Source organism: Pigmentiphaga sp. MLSB6-MA01 (genome assembly GCF_058793475.1).
This window is the reverse complement of record NZ_JBXAFV010000001.1, coordinates 529,217-546,429: the sequence shown is the minus strand read 5'-3', so window position 1 is coordinate 546,429 and position 17,213 is coordinate 529,217. Positions and strand designations below refer to the sequence as shown.

Below are 17,213 nucleotides of genomic sequence, written 5' to 3'. Positions count from 1 at the left end.
AATCGAATTCTGCGACCTGAAATCACAGCAGCTCAGATTGAAGGAAAAAATCGATCAGGGCATACAGCGCGTGCTGGCTCATGGTCAATATATCCTCGGCCCGGAGGTCACCGAACTGGAGGGGAGACTCGCCGCGGCGGTCGGAGCACGCTATTGCGTCACTTGCGCCAATGGCACGGATGCGCTTCAAATAGCACAAATGGCCATCGGGATAGGACCCGGCGATGAAGTCATCACCCCTGGGTTCACCTATATAGCCACCGCGGAGACCGTCGCCCTGCTAGGCGCGAAACCTGTTTATGTGGATATCGATCCAAAAACCTACAACATAAACCCGGCGCTCCTGGAACAAGTCATTACACCGCGGACCAAGGCAATAATTCCGGTTTCACTCTATGGGCAATGCGCCGATTTTGACCCAATCAACGAGATTGCGAAAAAACACGGCATAACAGTCATAGAGGATGCAGCGCAAAGCTTCGGAGCCCAATACAAGGGGCGCAACTCGTGCAACTTGAGCGATATTTCGTGCACCAGCTTCTTCCCGAGCAAACCTCTGGGCTGTTACGGTGACGGTGGGGCCATATTCACGAATGATGAAGAATTGGCCACGAAAATCAGGCAGATCGCCCGCCACGGCCAGGACCGCCGATATCACCATATTCGCGTCGGCGTGAACAGCCGCCTTGACACGATACAAGCAGCCGTCCTGCTCGCGAAATTGGACGTTTTTTCTGACGAAATGGATACCCGCCAAAAACTGGCTGCTGCGTATACCGAAGCCCTCATTGAGCGGGGAATAGAAACAACGCCCCATGTCGAGCCCCACAACATCAGTTCCTGGGCGCAATATACGATACGGGTCTCTGAACGCGACAAACTGCAGCGCGCCCTGCATGAGCAGGGGATCCCCACAGCCATTCATTATCCAATACCGCTGAACAAACAGCCAGCGGTACAGGATACCGCTGTGCATCTGCCGGTTGGCGACCTGACAGCGGAACAGGTATTAAGCCTGCCCTTCAGCCCATACATTACATTAGAACACATCAACAGAATAGCAGATAGTATAAAATCTTCGCTTAGCTGAAATGATGAATTTCTAATATTTGCCTCCATGCCTCCCATGTGAGGCAATATTTTTTTAGACACCCCGGATCTAAATGAAGAAAATACTAACTGTCATCGGCGCCCGTCCGCAATTCATCAAGGCCAGCGTTGTCTCCCATGCTCTGGCAAAAAGGCCTGATGAAATAGAGGAAGTGCTTCTCCACACCGGCCAGCACTTCGACGCGAACATGTCCAGCATTTTCTTTGACCAGCTGAGCATACCAAAGCCTCGTTTTCAGCTGGACATCCATGGCGGAACCCACGGGCAAATGACAGCCCGTATGCTGGAAAGCATCGAACGCATCATTCTCGACGAAAAACCCGATCGGGTCCTTGTGTATGGCGACACAAACTCGACATTGGCCGGCGCGCTGGCTGCCATCAAATTGCACGTTCCCGTCGCGCACATCGAAGCTGGCTTGCGCAGCTTCAATATGCAGATGCCGGAAGAGGTCAACCGCATCCTTACCGATAATGTAAGCGACCTCCTCTTTTGCCCGACAGAGACGGCGATCAAGAACCTGGAAAGAGAAGGTTTTTGCTCGAAGCCAATCACGATGCTCAACGTTGGCGATGTCATGCAGGATGCCGCCCTTTTCTTCGCCCAGAATGCTTCCGCCACCATCGAAAGCAAGCCGAAGGGAGACTTTGCACTTGCGACATTGCATCGCGCGGAAAACACCGATGATGAAAATCGGCTGCGATCCATCATCAATGCGCTCAATCACATACATAAGAATATCGCCCCTGTTCTGCTTCCCGTTCATCCAAGAACGCGGGCTGCCATTCAACGCCTGGGCGTCGAACTGGAAATATCCGTGATCGATCCAGTGGGATACCTGGAAATGATCGACCTGCTACAAAGCTGCAGTCTTGTCCTGACCGACAGTGGCGGCTTGCAGAAAGAGGCTTTTTTCTTCCGCAAACCCTGCATCACCATGCGTGATCAAACGGAATGGGTAGAACTCGTCGAAATCAAGGCAAATACACTGGCTGGCGCAGATGAAGAGCAGATCATAAAAAGTGCGCGCCAAAGCTTCGGCTCGACCATTCAAGTCGCTCACAGCCCGTATGGTGAAGGTTTCGCCTCCGAAAAAATAGCCTCGTGCCTTGCGAAATGACAAGCTCACGAGCCTGAGCATTTTTTCGCTTCGTTCCAGAGTTCAATCTTCCCATATTTACATTGTGGCCTCATCACACCATCACTTCTTTGCCCATGAGAATTCTTAATTTATTTCAGCCGCATAGACCATTCGCAAAGGACAACAAAGAAGAATACAAAGAATGGTCTGAGAACGCTCATGCCGTCCCCATCTTCCTTCAATGGTGGTGGATCGAGGCCGCGACAAATGGCAATTGGAACGCTGTTTTTTCTCACAACAAGGACGGCAGCGTCAAAGCTGTCTGGCCTTATACAGTCGAGAAGAAGTTCGGCATTTACATCAGCCGCATGCCAAAGCAAACCCAGTTTCTGGGCCCTTGGATATCTCCAGCCTCCAGCAATAGGCCTGCAAAAAAAATCGCCCATGAAAAGGAAGCCCTGGAGAATCTTATCGAACAGATTCCCCGTTTTTCTTTTTTCAAGCAAAAATTCAGGTTTTCCCTGAAAAACTGGATGCCGTTTTATTGGAGCGGCTACGCGCAAACAACTCTCTATACATATCGACTCGACCTGTCACCAACGATAGAAAATCTCCACAAAGAGTTGGAGTCGAATATAAGAACCGATATAAAAAAGGCTCAATCCAAGGTTTCCATCAAAGAAATCGATGACATTGACTCTTTTTATGAAATCAATAAAAAGAGCTTTCTTCGCCAGAACAAAGAGATTCCATACTCCCTGGATTTCGTACGAAGGCTTGACAAAGAGCTTTCCCAGAGAAAGATGCGTCGCATCACCCTGGCAGTCGACACGGCGACCCAACAGGTCCATGCGGCTGTCTATATCGTCTGGGATGCCGAAACAGCGTACTATCTTTGGGGCGGTGCCGATCCTTCGCTGAGAAGCAGCGGCGCCACGTCCCTGCTCCTCTGGGATGCCATCGAATACTGCCAGAAATTTGCCAAATTCTTCGATTTCGAAGGCAGCATGATCAAGCCCGTGGAGAAATTCGTTCGCGCCTTTGGCGCCGAACAAGTCCCATACTTTGAAATCCAAAAAAGAAATTTTCTCTTCAAACTGGCTGATCTGGCTCGTGGAAAAATAAAATGAAAACGCGCATACTTTTCCTTCACGACAGCCCCGAGTTCAGCCGGGAAATTGAATATACCGTTCGGCAGCTCTTTTGCTCCGTCGAGGGGCATGAGTTCGAGTTGGGCTTTAACGATGAAAATTTCGAAGCAGACTATCGAATATCATACGGAGACACGATCCCTCCCGATGTTGATTTGTCCATTCCACGGCAACGCATTCTCTTCAATGGCTCCGACCGTCCAATACCGGGTTCATTGATTTCGAACAGGTACGCCCACGGTTCAAGATTCTTATATTCGGTAGAAAAGCACAAGCGGCCTGATGGTCAATTTGCATCCAATCAAGCCCTTCATTTCGATGTCCTGGAAGCGACCTTCTTCCATCTGACGCGATATGAAGAGTGGTACGCGTCCGACGACTCTCTGGACAAACATGGCCGGCTGCGAAGCGAGGCTCAGTTCCTGGTCAAGGAAGAGCTCCATCGCATTCCGGTGGTAGATCATATTAGATTGGCGCTGTTGGAGACATTGGGAACCAGCATCTCCAACTGGCCCACCAAGCACACCCTCACTCATGACATCGACTGCCTGAGGAAATTTGGTTCAAACAAACGGATCATTCGAGCATTTGCGCGGACTTTCCTGAAAGAAAAAAACCTGAAAAAGACAATTTCCCTGGCTCGGCAATTTTTCGAATTTCGCTCAACCGGGAAGGATCCGTTCGACACGTTTGAGTGGCTTTTTTCAAAGAACCGGACCAAGGATCGCGTCGTCTTTTTCATGAGCGGTGGGCGCACCAGGTACGACAACCTGTATTCGCTTTCAGATGCCGAAGCTGGAGAAGCCATCGGCCTTGCAATTTCAAACGGATATGAGATTGGCCTGCACCCGAGCTATGTCACCTACAAGGACTCCGGCCAACTGGCTGAGGAAAGAGCAGCATTGGCTCTTGGCGCCAGGACTGAGATAACCAGCAGCCGGCAGCACATTCTTCGATACTCCGTGAGTGAAACGCCAAGGATCTTGCAGGAAAACAAGATCCGCAGGGACTACACACTCGGATATGCTGACAAGATTGGCTTTCGATGCGGAACCGGCATGGAATTTTCCATCTTCGACCTCGACCTGCGCCAGGAGCTTGATGTCAAGGAGATCCCACTGGTGATAATGGACGGGCCCCTGCTGATGGAAGCAGCGTACGATGTCGACAAGGCGAAACAACTGCTTTTTTCGTTCATCCAAGCCAATCAATCCGGTACGGCCATCACCTACAATTTCCACAACAGTATTTTTGCCGACGCGGGTGTATCCACGAATTCAATGAAGAGACTCTACGAAGAACTACTACAGAAAATCAATGACAAGAGTTGATTTCATTGAATTCCAGGAACGTCATTAAAATGAATCTATTTGTTCTGGGCGATATTTTTTCCGGGCTCCTGCCCTGGTTCATAAGTGGAGCCCCCCCCAAGGGAATGCCCGCGGTCTATAATTTTTTCCAATATTTCGGACGCTCCGCCGACCATCGGTTTGAAGCCATTGTAGTAAACCCCCATATTTCCCGGGTCATATCCTTTGAAAATGGCTCCAAGATCCATCTCTACAAAATTCCCGTAAAAAACAGGATTCTTTTCAGGCTTCTCTGCCTGCCAATTTCGTACATCTACGCCCTCAAGCACATCAGGAAGGGAAATTTTGATGTGATTTATGGAATGGCGAACTATAGTCTCATAGCCAGCCTGCTCGGCAAGCAATACGCAAAAACAACGGTATGCCGGGTCTTTGGCTCCCTGGCATCTGATTTCGTCAAGAAAAAGAGATATTCCAAGGTTTTTTCTCGCCATCTTCTCGAATATCTTACGGCCAGGTTCGGACGGGATATTCTGATTTCCACGAACGACGGTACTCAATACGACGCGCTCGTGGAATTCGCAGGAAGAAAAGGGGTTTTCTATCACCTCTACAATGGAATTGACCAGGCCTTTCACGAGAAATTGAGTGCGCTGCCTCCTGTTTCATATACCCGGGGAGACGTGCTGAAAATCCTGTCCATCGGTAGGCTGAGCCACTGGAAGAGACATGACCTGGCACTGGAGTCAATAAGAATTCTGGTACAGGAATATAAACTGAATGCCCACCTCGAAATCCTCGGGGATGGACCTGACAGGTCAAAACTCGAAGCCCGCGTCAAAGACCTCGGATTGGAAGAGTTCGTCACCATTACGCCCGGGCAGCAGCAATCTGGATACCTTGAGGCCTTGCAGAGATCTCACGTTTGCCTCTTCTGTTATGACAACAGCAACCTCGGAAACTCGCTGTGGGAAGCAGTCTATGCGGGCCGTTTGATAGCCGTCAGAAGCACCGGAGATACCGGAACTATTTTCTCTCATAAGAAAAACTCACTGGTGGGTGCAGAGGACAAGTTCCCGGAAGACATTGCGGAAAAAATCAATGCGTGGATCCAGTCCGATCTCGCATCAACGCAGGAACTGATCGAGGAAGCAAAGTCGGACATCTCTCGGTTGATCCTGCCCTGGCCCCGACGATTTGAAACAGAGATACGGATCATCTCTGACTACAAACCATCGATGTAGATCTGGTTCTTCTTAAGAAAACTTCTCGTGGCTTCATTCAAGAAAAAAATCAGAACGCTACTTGCTGGCAATGTCTCAGCTCAGCTTATCCTCGCGCTAGGCTCCATTCCGCTCGCCCGCCTTTATACCCCAGACCAGTTCGGCATTTTTGGGGTAATTCTCTCCAGCGGAATGATCCTTTCCCATCTGGCCACGTTGAGCCTTGAGAACACCTTCATGCTCAGTCGCAGCCGTACGGTTCACTCGTCGGCGCTATTTGCATTCTTGGGTAGTTTCACGCTTCTGGCGACCGGCATCCTCCTTGTCGGTCTATTCGTTTCGGGCAGGACCATTCACGGCACCGAGATCTCCCTGGGCCTGCTCGTGGCGATAGTTTTCTCGACCTTCTTCTATTCGCTCTATAAAGTCTGCACCCAATATCAGCTTGCAATGGGTGATTTCAAGCGGACATCATCCTCAAAGCTGATCCAATCTCTTAGCGTCGTCCTGCTTCAATTGGTTTTATTTGGCGCTCAGAGCGGGCTGATCCTGGGTTATTTGGCCGGACTGTTTATTTCTGTCATAGCCATTTGGCCACGGAGCATTCTTTCACGCCGCCCCAATCGGTTGAAATTTTCAGGCTTTCTTAGAAAGTACCGGAATTTTCCCTTTTATCACATGCCGGCGTCTTTTTTTGCGGCCCTGTCTTCCAACATCCTCATTTTCATACTCAGCTACCAATTCAATCTTGCCGCGGTTGGCCATTACCTGATGGCTCATCGCATCGTTTCCATTCCAATCACCTACCTGACCACATCGATCGGCCAGGCCTACTACTCCGAAATAACCAAGAGCGACGCCAATGTTGCGCAGATTACAGAAAATCTTGCGACTCGATCATGGTTATATGCATCGCCGATCTTTCTGATTTTTCTGCTATGTTCAGAGGTTGGATTCCAGTTTTTTTTCGGAGATGAATGGCGGGAAAGCGGCCATATCGCCGCCATACTGACTCCGTGGCTGCTGATCTCTTTTGTCACCGGCCCTCTCTCATATATATTTCCAGCCACGGGCAACCAACGACTGGATTTTTTACTGACAATCCTTATTTTTTCCCTTCGCGTTTCTGGCGTACTGCTGGGCGGAATGACTGGCAATTTCCAAATGGCGATCTTGGGATTTTCTGCTTTTGGCTCACTTTCCCTGGCCATATACAGCTTCTTCATTTTCAGAACCGCCGGATCAGGCAAGGCGAAAAGCCTGAAGCTTTCCGTTCTCCCGCTTGCATTCTTTTGGCTTATTTACCTACTGGCTGAAGAACTTCTTTGACTCCTTCCTACCGCCCATGAACCAGAGATTAAAGACGAATATTCTTAGGATGGACAAGCTCCTGCTGGGATGGCTCGTTCGCATTCTTTATCCCCAGTACTTTCGACGCCCCGGGTACAAGAGTTCCTTTTCGATTCTACTCAAGTACGGGTTGCTGCAGAAAATCGTGGGCTTCAATCGGCGAGTTCCATGGCCGGTTCACTTCACATCGGTTGTCCTGGGCTACAAGAATATAAAGAAGGGGCACGATTGCGATCCCGGCGACAATCTGGGGAACTACATTCAAGCCTTCAACGGCATCGTCTTTGGAGACTGCGTCGAGATTGGGCCTGGGGTAAAAATCATCTCCGCCAACCATAGCGATGATGACATGCTGATACCTGAACCCACCCGGCCTATTCATATAGGCTCTCACGTGTGGATCGGGGCGAACGCCATTGTCTTGCCGGGCGTTTCCATAGGAGACAACGTCACGATCGGGGCAGGTAGCGTAGTTACGAAGGATGTTCCGAGCAACTGTGTCGCGGCCGGAAACCCCTGCAGAATCATTCGCATGAAGCAACTTGCTGCCTCTGCCGGGCCGGTAGAGACCCGTTAGGTGTCCGGCATGGTAAAGGCGTACTCACGTCATGGCTGGAAGAGCCGTGACGATGAGCACACAGATAGAGACCACGCCGTTACAGCCAAGCTCAAGAGCGCGCCGGTGCCTGACATCATCCAGGACAAGGCGCCAGCCCAAGGCCAGCCAGGCATGGAAGCGGTCACCCGCGGAGTTCCGACGCCAGATCGATGACGCCAGACCACCTGGAGCCAGCCGCCGGGAAGTTCAGCGCCTGCCGGATCAAGACAAGAGGTAGTCGGGAAGCAGCCGATACGTTCCAGGCCGCCAATCCAGGTCACCCCTGCGTTGGCCGCGGACACCAAGGAGAGATGCTCGACAGCGTTACAGCGGGTATGGACAAGCTCCACCCAGGCTCCCGTGATCGACCGGCCTACCTGGAAATTGTCCGTGCTCCAAGACGTCTCCCGCCACAAAGCCGGGCCGGGGCTCCAAGCATCTCATCCGAGAACTCAATAAGAGATAGGCATTTCATTGAAAATCTTCTTTTTCTTTGAAACGTCTCCTGTGAGTCCGGCCACGACTCCCAACTTTCCCAATGATGCCGGGTTCTTATATAAATAACGAGTTCCCGATATTGTAAAACCACTCGTTGGCGGCTCATCAACGAAGATCTCCATTGGGGAATGGAAATCTATATTCGTGAATTTCTCCTCTCTCAGATAGAACATGAGAGCTGGATCACGGACATAGTTCTTTCCAAGAAAATATATGACCCTCGAAGAAGCCGAATTGCAAGGACTGATCGCGACCTGGCCTGCCGAGAGAAATTTATTCTCTTTTATCTCGATATATGAATCATATGCCGAGTTGCTATTTTCGTTGCTTATTACAATGGAATTCTTGTTCTTTGGAACACCGATGAAATCGTTCCCAACAATTATGATGTTTCTTCCATTTGCATTGATGAAGATCTCCACGTCCTTGGCAGAGAAGTTACAGCCCCTTATTATCAAGTAATCTTCCGGACCGGTTCCGGAGTTCCGATCCACGATGATTCCCTTCGCCAGCGAAGCAGAAATATCGAATTGGCAGGAAACGAATGAAACAATTTTCGGACCGTTTTCCTTCTTTCCAAAGAAAAACAGATAATCATCCTTGTAGTCATTGTTTGTCCTGAACTGGCAACCGACAAAGAATACACTGGAAGCATGCGAATAATCAGATATTCGAACAAGGCTGCTGACCAGGAAATTTGAATTGGATATGTTCGCCACGTATCCGTTCATATTGAAAAAAGCCAGAACATTGGCATTTGACATCGTCAGCCAGTGCTCGCCTCTCGCATCCGTTATGAAGTCCGCCTCGGACACGGAAACATTGCTGATTGTAGTAAAGCTCGGCGTGGCGACTCTTCCTTTGTCGACATTCACCTCCACCTCGATGTTGTGTGTAATGCAGTTTATTAGATTCAATTTCGTGTAGGAGCATGTGATCGCAATGTCGCTGCGACTTCTTTTCCGCTCTCCACCGTAGAGTCCATCCACGCTGATCCGGTTCACACATTCCACTGTCGAACCGCCGACATTCACACCGTCGGCGATCAGGTTTGAAAAGAACAGGTTCCTGATAATTACGCTATCGAATCCGTTTATCGATTTCGGGAGTATCTGTATTGCGTGGCAATGCTCCAGCGAGCTGGACCCGCCCAGAAGCTTATTCTCAGCTTCATTCATGTCGATAGTCAGGTCCGAGAATTCTATATTGACTCCCTTTTTTGACCTGACCGAAAACATACAAACGAAATCAGACGAACAGACCCCGCTTCCCAGCCTCAACGTTGTCGTCGGCCCGGCTCCGTATATTCGTAAAGAACTCTCCATATCTTCCAGCAAGACCTGGATTTTCCCTTTCCTTGCGAGAAGATAGGTGCCAGCCGGGAAATACAACGGCAACCCTCTACGCAGAGCGACCGAAGCCGCATTTTGGATAGCTGAACTGTCGTCGCTGTATCCATCGGATTTGGCGCCCGCCCACTTCACATCCACGATTTCGGCGGATCGTTCCCATCGCCCACGCGCACTATTTTCCATCGGACGGAATACAAAAACTCCGTCATCATCGTTGGTGCTGCCGGGCATCCACTGCAACAATCCCCCGCCTCCGTCGCCTGCCTGCCAATATCCCTGTAGCAGGACTGTCATTCTTTTGCTGTTCGGGACAAGTTTTCGCAAGGCATCGACATTCGCTACCTCAAAGGGGGAGGCAAGAAAAGCCCCCTCTTTCCGGTCACCCGCGTCAACGGGGTTTACCGGACTTGTCTGTGCCTTGACAGACGTGGCGAAAAAAGCGGCAATGCCGGACAAGACCCCGGAGATTAAATGGCGGCGTTGCATACGACCTCCCGCAAGACACTGGTTCTCGAAAAATATGCGGTACGAATATTTTCAGACGCTATGGGGCCATCATGCTTTCTTTACGGCCACTTTCCAGCCGGTTCCCGCTTTCATTTAGGACTGCCAGTCATCCAGAACAGTTCCGTGTGAGCCTCAACACGGGGCGTAATGGGCGGCGAAAACCCATGTACGCCTTTCCGTGACGATAGACAAGCGTATTTCCCCCGCAGAGCCTGTGAATCGGCCCAGCGCCTCTCGCACCGGTGCAATGTCTGGAGCTTTGGCAAATGCCGCGGGTGTGTCCTGCCAGGGTGGAGGTCCGCTCCCGGCATGACGGAGGGAACCGCGACGGTGCGCACGGAAATGGAAGAAGACATCAAGCACCACACCGTCGAACGCAAGGATGATCCGGAGCCCCACACCATCCATGGAAACGCGACAGCGCTCGAGGCCGATCGCGGGCACCGGTTGCCGTCCCCCCGGTCGAGCGGCGGATCGATGATGCCAGGCGCGCCATGAAGCGTGCCTCCCGGCCCCCTGGCAGGGGATCGAAAGGAATGGTCCGAGCGCCGGCTCACGAAGCAGAAGGAGGTGCATCGAATGCTGCGGGAGCCGCGCGGGAAAAGATTGCCCCGCTACCGCGGGGAAAGAGAAGTGAACGACGCCAACCGCCAGGAATCCAGGGACAAGGCTTTACGGTATGAGGAGTCACCCTCATTGGCGATCGACCGCTCATCTGATGGCGCTTGGCAGACGTGCGGTGGCTGACGGCCACGGCGGGCCGGAAAACGGCTTATAGACTTGCGTCGGGCCCGGGGCAGGCCGTCACGATTCGGCCAGGCTGGCGCTGGTGCTCGTCTGCCTTACCCGAACGCCATGCGGCAAGGCCTGCGCCGCCGACCACATCCCGGAACAGGTCCTGATTGCCCGGTTCCGCCGTCCGGGTTCGTCGCCCCCTTCCCGCCTCGGCCCGGCTACGGCCTCGCCCTCGCGAATCGCGGCTAGCCGGCGTTGGTTCCAAGCTACGGATTGCGCTTGTTCATCACGCCGCCCCACGCGCGACGAAATGCGTGATCGAACGCGTGACCTGCGCGCCAAGCGTACGATGCGCCCATCGGGATGGCATTGAAAACACCGGCTGCATCGGTGGCTTGTGCCGGGGCAGGTTCTGACGGGCTATTGCATCAGCGCGAAGCGCGCTCGATCGCATTCAAATATTTTTCTATGACGATTTTTTCGTCGAATTCTCTTTCCACCTTCTGGCGTCCTCTTTCTCCGAGAGTTCTTCTTTGGCCAGGAGACATTTCTATCATCATCTGGATCTTATCGGCCAGATCAATGGGATCTTTTACCCGACATAGCAAACCGTTCATGGAATCATCAACGACTTCACGGCAGCCAACAGCATCGGTAGTTATGATCGGCCTCCCCATGGATGCAGCTTCCAGCAACGAGCGCGGCGTACCCTCTCGATAAGAAGGCAAGACAACGCAATCCGCTACTGCGATTTCAGAGCGCACATCGTCACTGCTACCCAGATATTGAACGGATCCATCATCAACCCATTTTTGCATCTGGGCCCGCGAAATTGCGGTTGGATTCTTCGCGTCCAAGAATCCCAGCAGGCAGAAATCAGCGGACAACCCTCTGGCCTGGATTATCTTTGCAGCTTCGACGAACTCCCCGACGCCCTTGTCCCACAGCATCCGGGCCACCAACAAGAAACGAGGCCGCGTGTTCTCAGGATAGGGCGCGAGAAAAAACTTCTCCAGATCCACCCCTGAGCCCGGCAAGAGGTCCACCGCATCTTTCTTGACGACCCCGACGTCGACAAAATGCGCGAGATCATCCTTGTTCTGGAAGAATATTCTTTTCGATTTCTTGAGAGCCAAACCGTACAGAAAACGCACGAGCGCCGTGAGCCACCCTTTCTTGATAAAAACGGCCCCTAGTCCCGCAATGTTATTGATTACGGGAATTCCCAAGCTTCGGGCAGCGAGCGAGCCATAGATATTCGGCTTGACGGTATAACCAAGAAAAACAGCGGGTTTCTCGCGACGCAAGATGGACCAGAACCTGAACAGCAAGAGGATATCCATGAATGGATTCTTCCCCTTTGAATTCATCGGCAGATCGACAAACCGGCACCCCAGCGCCAGCAATTGCTCGATATACTTGTCCTTGGGAGCGACAGCGACAACTTCGTAACCATGGTTTATGAAGGCACGAATCAAATTCGCACGGAAATTAACAAGATTCCAGGTCGCGTTCAAAGCGATGATTACTTTCTTACTCACAAAATCTCGCCATCAAGAATTTACGCTTTTTCCGCGGTTGTCTTTCCAGACTGGGCATAGTGCCTGGAAATGGATGCCAGAGAAGCGGCAATGGCCACATAAAAGACCGTGAACCGCGTTCCGTTATGGGCGATTCCATAAACCATGGGTGGCAAAACCATGGCCGACCCCAGCCAGATCCCATACTTCTTCCAGGACTTCCAGGCCCAATACCCCAGAAATAACAGATATATTCCGCCCCCGAAAAAGCCGTAATTCACAAGATTCGCTGCCAGAGTGCTATGAATCTCGTGCCCGACAATGGCGAAACTTCTGCCGTATCCAATCCCGAACAAATACTCCAGAACATTGGCGCCCGCATCGAAAAGTGCAAAGGTCCCTCGCTCCTCGAGACTGTCATCACTATCCGATCCAATGGATCGCAATCTCTGGGTAATCAGCAGGTCGTCCAGCTCCAGATAGCTTCCGGCAAAGATGAACATTATCGCCAGCAGGGCGACAAGGGTCAGTATTTTAAAAGACCAATTTGACCTGGAAAACAACGTGGACAAAAGCAGGAAGACAACGCCCAAGCCAATTGCTATGTTCGCGGCTTTTGACAGAGAGGATACAGACAAGACCCCAATCAACCCAATTATCACGATGGATTGAATTGCATTGAGCATCCTGTATTTGAAAAAAATCACGAAGAGACAGAACGAACACACAGAAAAATAACCCAGCTGATTTGGGTTATTGAATGTCCCGATCGCGCGTTCGGTAACTTGAGTTCCAGTGAAGCTCGTCCCCATGATCCACAGTCCGGCGACGGCAAGCAGCAGGGCAGTGATATAGCCCCATTTCAACGGGGCCATTCCATTCTGCGTTTCCAGGCACGATCTGACCGATACCAGGACAACCAGATTGAACGCCAGATATGCGACTTCGCTCAGGCCCCCGGCCCCCGAGCCTCCGATAATCGCCACGCACTCCCGGAACAATGCGAATAACATGAGCCCAAGAATCAACAGCTCATGGGGCTTAAAAGATATTTTTTTGCTATACCCGAAAAATAGAAACAGGGCAAAAATCAGGAGCAGGACGTGAGTCAGCTGTGGCAAACCCGAAGACCACAAATACAACGGCAGTGTGGCAATCGAACAGAAAAATAGAAAACTCAACAGATATCGAGGGCTTGCCCGCATAAGGCCAATAAATCGTCAGTTTAGTAATTTATAGCAGCAACACTACAAGAAACATTCACGTCACTCGTCAACGCACGGAGAGCGCAGCCTGCGCCCGCTCTCCGATCCATTGGTAAACTCAGTCTCGTCCGTAGCTGTAATAGTAGCGGTAAGCGTAGCCATACCCGATGCGCCGCCGCTTGACACCATTGAATATCATGCCCTTCACCGAGCTACCTACGGATTCAAGCTTGCTTACGGCATCCCTGACCTCACCGAACGTGCTGCACTCCGAGCGAACCACCATGAAAACAGCATCGGCTATGCGGGTAACGGCCAGCGTATCCCCGACCGGCAATACGGGAGCAGAGTCAAAAATCAGATAATCATAGCGATCCTGGATCGAACGAACCAGCTCGGTGAATCTCTCGTTCAGCAGAAGTTCGCCAGGATTGGGCGGAATCGAACCGGCAGGCAGGACGTCCAGATTTCCATCCAGGACATCCACCTTATAAACCACGTCATCAAAACGCTGGGCGCCCACCAGTATCTCTGCCAGCCCTCTTTTTTCCTTGTAGCCGAAATATGTTCCCAATTGCGGCCTTCTCATATCGGTCTCAACGAGAAGAATCCTCTTGCCGCTGGCCGCCAATAGAGCGCTCAAGTTCGCAGAAATGAAGCTCTTCCCCAGCCCTGCGGTCGGGCCGGTGATCACGACATTCTTGTTGCCAGCTCCCATCAGCGCAAATGCCAGGCCGGTCCTCAACGAACGCAGGCTCTCGATTGCAGGATCTTCCGGCGCTATCAGCGCCAGCAACTGATTCCTCCCCTCGACAATGGCTTTACGCCCTCGCTTGTCTCGGAGATGGGAATCCAGTTTTTCCTGGGAAATGCTCTCGGGGACGCTGGCGTACGATACCAAACCAGTGGCTCTTTCTACTTCCGCGGCATCCCGCACCGTTGGCCGCAGCAAGCGGGCAACGACAGCGGCAATGACTCCCAGAACAATCCCGGCAAAGGCCGCGATAGCCAGCACCAGGGACTTCTGTGGAGCTACGGGGACATCGTCTCTGATCGCATAATCCACGACCCTGACGTTTCCAATGGTTCCCGCCTTGGCAACCTTCAGCTGCTGGACGTTGTTCAGCAACGCGATATACAGCTCGCTGTTGACCGTAGCGTCACGCTCCAAGCGCAGCAGATCACGTTGTGCCGCCGGCAGACGGTTTACCTGCTCGTTAACGCGACCACCCTCTCGTTTGGTCTCTTCAATTTGGGATTCCAAGGCCTTGATCTGAGGATGATCGGACTTGAAGCGCTGCCGCATCTCGTCCAGCTTCAGCTGCAGCTCCAGGCGCCCCCGTTCCACGTCGATAGACCGGGCAAGCAGTCCATCTGCCTCTTTTTCAACCCGGACAGTATTTGTTTTTGTCCGGAAAGTAGTGAGAGCATCTTCAGATTGCTCGACACTCTTTTTGATTTCAGGCATTTGAGTGTTCAAGAACCGCAGGCTCTGATCCGCCTCGGCACTGCGGCGCTCGACGTTCTGCAGCAGATAGGCCTTGGAAATGGCGTTCACCAGCCTTTGGGCAAAATCGGCGTCCGAGTCTTCGTAGCTGACCCGGATGATCCCACTTTGCCGTGTTGCCTCGTCGATCTTCAAGCGGGAGGAGATCGCCTTGTATGCTTTGACGGGAGAAACTTTCTCGACTTGAAATACGACCCCCGGCCTGGCATTCAACAACGAAACCGAGCCTTTTACCGTTGCGTTATCGGTCTTGAACTCAAACATGCGACCAACCTGGCCGGATGTCAGGACCTTGCCCGACTCATCCTCGATATCAAAGCCGTTTTCGCGGGCACGAAAATAAAAAACCCCTCCCGCACTGCCGTCGCTGAACTCAAGACTGTCCAGCCTCAGCCGCTCTTTACCCCAGGCATATTCATTCAGATTGAACGGCGCAGTACTGTCGGCAGGATTCTTTCCAAAGACCCTGGCGTACCACGCACCGACGACCGGGAAAAATTTGGGGTGGATCTGAATATCCGCCTGTATTCCAGAAATTGCCTTGAACAACACTTCCCTGGACAACAGAATCTCAATTTCCCCGGTAACGGGATTCGAGCTGGTTCCCAACGCATTCGCAATATTCTGGATACCGCTCAACATCGACGGCTTGTTATCTTCGACTTGAATCAGAGCGTCCGCGCGATATATGGGCGTAGCGAACGTGACGTAACCTACGCCAATCGCGAAGATAACGACGAAAACTGAAACAATTACCCAGACATATTGGAGCAAAATATCAAGAAGTGCCCCAAGATTTATTTCATACGACGAGTCGCCGTCAATTTTTGCGGAATCCATGGATTGAGCCGATTGTAATTAATTCTGAATAGCAGGCCGCGCGACGGCAGCGGTTGGCAGGATGTTATTCAACACTCTGCTGAACCGGGCGACCCCAGCGGGATCTACATATACGATATCCCTCGGTTCCAACTCGAACCCATCGGCCAGGACCAAAGCATCAGGACTCGCGGCATCGAGATGCCAAATCTGCGGCCGATTGCTCTTCCCATTTCGAATCACATACAATTGCCCGGCGTTGGAAGACAGGGGATTAAACCCACCCGCGTCGGCGATGGCATCGGCCAGGCTGAAGCGTCCACCAGGCAATGCAAACGACTGGGGCCTACCGACTTCGCCTAGAACAAAAATCTTGTTGTAGCGATTTTCGGGTACCGTGACCACGTCGCCGGGCCGGAGCAACATATTCTGGGAAAGGTCGCCTTCATAATACAAGGCATATAGATCGAGGGTTTGAGCAGCGCTACCGGGACGTACCAGGCTGACTCTTCGAAGATCAGCATCCGTTTTAAGTCCACCTGCGGAGGTTATCAAGTCCGCTACGGTCAGAGGTATTCCCGTCAAGGGAATTATTCCCGGCTTTTCCACCTGGCCTAAAATGAAGGCCCGCTTGCTGCGGTATTGCAGAACAGAAACATCAACCTGCGGTTCCACGAGAACCCTGGAAAGCCGTTTCGTCAACTCATCTCTGATCTGCTGAACAGTCTTGCCTTCGGCGTTGACCTTGCCGGCGTAGGGGAAAAAGAACGTCCCGTCTTCATTGATTACTCGCCCGGAAACCGCGGCATTGACGCTACCACCAGGGTTGTTGATTTCCGGATGATTCCAGACAGTGACGAGCAATACGTCCTGGACACCTACATAATAATCGTATGTTCCGACTTTATTCTGACGCTCACTTTCCGCCCGCAACGCCTCTACTTTTTTCCGCGCGGCGTCCCGCTCTTTTTCCTGCTCCAGAATTGCTGTAGAAGTGATTGAAAAAATATCCGCTCGCTCTTCTACCGATTCAATTCCCGTCGTGTCATATGCATAAGCACGGTCAGTTTCGTTAATCTTCGGAGTTATTCCAAGATATTGACCTGGTACAAGCGAGCATCCTGCCATTGGCACTAACGCTATTACGCTGCTCCGCGCCAAAGCACATAACGAAAAACGAATGCGAGGCTTCGCCACTTCGAAAACTCCTATCAATTCACTCACCGCGGCAATGATTTGCACGCAC

The 17,213-nt window shown here is 51.8% G+C and carries 13 protein-coding genes; 8 read left to right on the top strand and 5 right to left on the bottom strand.

The window, feature by feature from the left end; all coding sequences use genetic code 11:
• Window position 1: 1 nt before the first annotated feature.
• The 7 genes from AC1Q6E_RS02630 (at window position 2) to AC1Q6E_RS02600 (ending at window position 7,803) form a co-directional block, all read left to right on the top strand.
• On the top strand, window positions 2-1,090 hold the full coding sequence (locus tag AC1Q6E_RS02630) for a DegT/DnrJ/EryC1/StrS family aminotransferase (RefSeq protein ID WP_296557430.1): 1,089 nt from the start codon (window positions 2-4) through the stop codon (window positions 1,088-1,090).
• A gap of 73 nt (window positions 1,091-1,163) precedes the next feature.
• Window positions 1,164-2,231, top strand: coding sequence for a non-hydrolyzing UDP-N-acetylglucosamine 2-epimerase (gene wecB, locus AC1Q6E_RS02625; RefSeq protein WP_152793166.1), 1,068 nt, complete (start codon window positions 1,164-1,166; stop codon window positions 2,229-2,231).
• Window positions 2,232-2,326: 95 nt separating this feature from the next.
• The gene (locus AC1Q6E_RS02620) at window positions 2,327-3,322 is read left to right on the top strand and encodes a GNAT family N-acetyltransferase (RefSeq protein WP_492572148.1); all 996 of its coding nucleotides are present in this window, start codon (window positions 2,327-2,329) and stop codon (window positions 3,320-3,322) included.
• A complete protein-coding gene (locus AC1Q6E_RS02615) occupies window positions 3,319-4,674 on the top strand; it encodes a DUF7033 domain-containing protein (protein ID WP_152793164.1) in 1,356 nt (451 codons plus the stop codon). The genes AC1Q6E_RS02620 and AC1Q6E_RS02615 overlap by 4 nt, the downstream gene beginning before the upstream one ends.
• Window positions 4,675-4,703: 29 nt before the next feature.
• Window positions 4,704-5,897, top strand: coding sequence for a glycosyltransferase (locus tag AC1Q6E_RS02610; RefSeq protein WP_152793163.1), 1,194 nt, complete (start codon window positions 4,704-4,706; stop codon window positions 5,895-5,897).
• A 27-nt stretch (window positions 5,898-5,924) separates the two neighbouring features.
• Window positions 5,925-7,205: an oligosaccharide flippase family protein gene (locus AC1Q6E_RS02605; RefSeq protein WP_152793162.1), complete on the top strand. Its 1,281-nt coding sequence runs from the start codon at window positions 5,925-5,927 to the stop codon at window positions 7,203-7,205.
• A 49-nt stretch (window positions 7,206-7,254) separates the two neighbouring features.
• On the top strand, window positions 7,255-7,803 hold the full coding sequence (locus tag AC1Q6E_RS02600) for a DapH/DapD/GlmU-related protein (RefSeq protein ID WP_296557324.1): 549 nt from the start codon (window positions 7,255-7,257) through the stop codon (window positions 7,801-7,803).
• A gap of 473 nt (window positions 7,804-8,276) precedes the next feature.
• Here the strand turns inward: AC1Q6E_RS02600 and AC1Q6E_RS02595 are convergent, their stop codons facing one another.
• Entirely contained in the window at window positions 8,277-10,160 is a 1,884-nt protein-coding gene (locus AC1Q6E_RS02595; protein WP_492572147.1) for a putative phage tail protein, read from the bottom strand.
• Window positions 10,161-10,490: 330 nt separating this feature from the next.
• Here AC1Q6E_RS02595 and AC1Q6E_RS02590 point away from each other — a divergent pair, with 330 nt between their 5' ends.
• On the top strand, window positions 10,491-10,679 hold the full coding sequence (locus AC1Q6E_RS02590) for a hypothetical protein (RefSeq protein WP_152793159.1): 189 nt from the start codon (window positions 10,491-10,493) through the stop codon (window positions 10,677-10,679).
• A 665-nt stretch (window positions 10,680-11,344) separates the two neighbouring features.
• On the opposite strand, the gene AC1Q6E_RS02585 is transcribed toward AC1Q6E_RS02590, so the two are convergent.
• The 4 genes from AC1Q6E_RS02585 to AC1Q6E_RS02570 form a co-directional block, all read right to left on the bottom strand.
• On the bottom strand, window positions 11,345-12,457 hold the full coding sequence (locus tag AC1Q6E_RS02585) for a glycosyltransferase family 4 protein (RefSeq protein WP_296557317.1): 1,113 nt from the start codon (window positions 12,455-12,457) through the stop codon (window positions 11,345-11,347).
• Between the two features lie 20 nt (window positions 12,458-12,477).
• Window positions 12,478-13,617, bottom strand: coding sequence for a hypothetical protein (locus tag AC1Q6E_RS02580; protein WP_492572146.1), 1,140 nt, complete (start codon window positions 13,615-13,617; stop codon window positions 12,478-12,480).
• A 142-nt stretch (window positions 13,618-13,759) separates the two neighbouring features.
• Window positions 13,760-15,988: a polysaccharide biosynthesis tyrosine autokinase gene (locus tag AC1Q6E_RS02575; protein WP_152793157.1), complete on the bottom strand. Its 2,229-nt coding sequence runs from the start codon at window positions 15,986-15,988 to the stop codon at window positions 13,760-13,762.
• An 18-nt stretch (window positions 15,989-16,006) separates the two neighbouring features.
• Window positions 16,007-17,209 (bottom strand): polysaccharide biosynthesis/export family protein, encoded by a 1,203-nt coding sequence (locus tag AC1Q6E_RS02570; RefSeq protein WP_152793156.1) that lies wholly within the window; start codon window positions 17,207-17,209, stop codon window positions 16,007-16,009.
• Between the last annotated feature and the right edge of the window lie 4 nt (window positions 17,210-17,213).